Origin of the sequence: Bradyrhizobium sp. (assembly GCF_016462955.1) — a bacterium.
Taxonomy (GTDB): Bacteria; Pseudomonadota; Alphaproteobacteria; order Rhizobiales; family Xanthobacteraceae; genus Bradyrhizobium.
The window spans coordinates 1-2,085 of the sequence record NZ_JAEMSD010000790.1; the positions used below are offsets into that span (position 1 = coordinate 1).

The following is a 2,085-nucleotide window of genomic DNA, read 5'->3' on the forward strand; positions in this document are numbered from 1 at the left end:
ATGTCGCCGTCCTGCGGGCCGATCACGCCGGTGTTGTTGTAGGTCAGGTTGATGCCGGAGATCGGCATGCCGATGTTATCGGTCATGGTTTCGATCTCGCCCGGGATCAGCTTGCGCACGGCTTTCTGGATATCGGCAAGCTGGTTCGCGGTCTCCTCGATCCGGGTGCCGACCTGGGTGCGGACATGCATCAGGATGTTGCCGGCATCGACGGCTGGGAAGAAGTTGCGGCCGAGGAACGGTACCAGCGCGAAGGACGCCCCGACGATGCAGATGAAACCGATGACGAACACCGCGCGGTGCGCCAATGCCAGGCCAAGGAGGCCGTGATAACCCCCGCGGATGCGCTCGAACCGCGCCTCGAAGCCGCGCTGGAACCAGACCAGGGGATTGCGCGATGCTGGGGGCCCGCCCTCGTGATGGACATGCGCCTTGAGCAGATAATTCGCCATGGTCGGCACCAGCGTGCGCGACAGGATGAACGACCAGATCATCGCGAACATCACGGCTTCCGCCATCGGCACGAACAGGAAGCGCGCGACGCCTGAAAGGAAGAACATCGGCACGAACACGATGCAGATGCAGAGCAGCGACACGAAGGCGGGCGTCACGATCTGGTTGGCGCCGTCGAGGATGGACTGCTCGACCGGCTTGCCCTGCTCCAGATGGTAGTTGATATTCTCGATCGTGACCGTGGCGTCGTCGACCAGGATGCCGACGGCGAGCGCGAGGCCTCCGAGCGTCATGATGTTCAGCGTCTCGCCGATTGCCGACAGCATGATGATGGCGCCAAGCACCGACAGCGGGATCGAGACGGCGATGATGACGGTCGAGCGCCAGCTGCCGAGAAACAGCAGGATCATGACGCTGGTAAGCAGCGCCGCGATCACGCCCTCGACGGCGACGCCCTGGATCGCGCCGCGGACGAACACGGACTGATCACCGATGAAGTTGATCTTCAGCGCCTCCGGCATCTGGTCCTTGACGTCGATGACCTTCTGCTTGATCCCCGCGATGATATCGAGCGTCGAGGTCGCGCCGGCCTTCAGCACCATCATCAGCACGGAGCGGTTGCCGTCGACATGGACGATATTGGTCTGCGGCGGATTGCCGTCACGTACGGTCGCGACATCGCGCACATAGACCATGGCGCCGTTGACGGTCCTGATCGGCAGGTTGCCGAGTTCCTCGATCCGGAGCGGCGAATTGTTGAGCTGGATACTGTACTCGAACTGTCCGATCTTCTGAGTGCCAACGGGCGTGATCAAGTTCTGTGCCGCGAGCGCATTGGCGACGTCCTGGCCGGAGAGGCCGCGGGCCTGGAGCGCGGTCGGATTGAGGTCGATCTGGACCTGGCGCTGCTTGCCGCCGAACGGGTACGGGATCGCCGCGCCGGGCACGGTGACCAGCGGCGTACGAAGCTGGTTGATGCCGATGTCGGCGAGGTTCTGCTCGGTGAGCCCGTCGCCCGACAGGGCCACCTGAAGGATCGGAACGGTGGACGCCGAGTAGTTCAGGATCAAAGGGGGTGTCGCACCCGGCGGCATCTGCCTGAGCAGGGTCTGCGAGATCGCGGTGACCTGCGCGTTGGCGGTGCGGATGTCGACGTTGGGCTGGAAGAAGATCTTGATGATGCCAAAGCCGGTGTAGGAATTGGCGACGATATGCTCGATGTCGTTGACCGTGGTCGTCAGAGCGCGCTGGAACGGGGTGGTGATGCGGCCGGACATCTGGTCCGGCGGCAGGCCGGTGTACTGCCAGACCACACCGATGACGGGAATACGGATATCCGGGAAGATGTCGGTCGGTGTTCGCAGCGCCGCGAGCGGTCCGATGATCAGCAGCAGCAGCGCCAGTACGACGAATGTATAGGGCCGGCTCAGGGCAATACGGACCAGAGCAATCATGCGCCAGGCAATTCCAGGTCAAGCGAAGATATGGGATCCGCCCCCGCGGCGATCCCCTTCTTCCTTTACCTGAGCACCGCCGGAAACGCTAACCCCCCGGCGGCTATCTAGCATTCACTTCCCTGCTACCGCTGCGACATCGACATCGACATCGCAGCCGTGCGGCGACGTGCCTCAG

1 protein-coding gene is annotated in these 2,085 nt (G+C 63.2%); it reads right to left on the bottom strand.

Annotated elements, in window-relative coordinates; translation table 11 throughout:
- Nucleotides 1-1,907: efflux RND transporter permease subunit (locus JHD07_RS38425; RefSeq protein WP_291631716.1), on the bottom strand; the 1,907-nt coding region annotated here is incomplete at its 3' end.
- Nucleotides 1,908-2,085 lie beyond the last annotated feature (178 nt).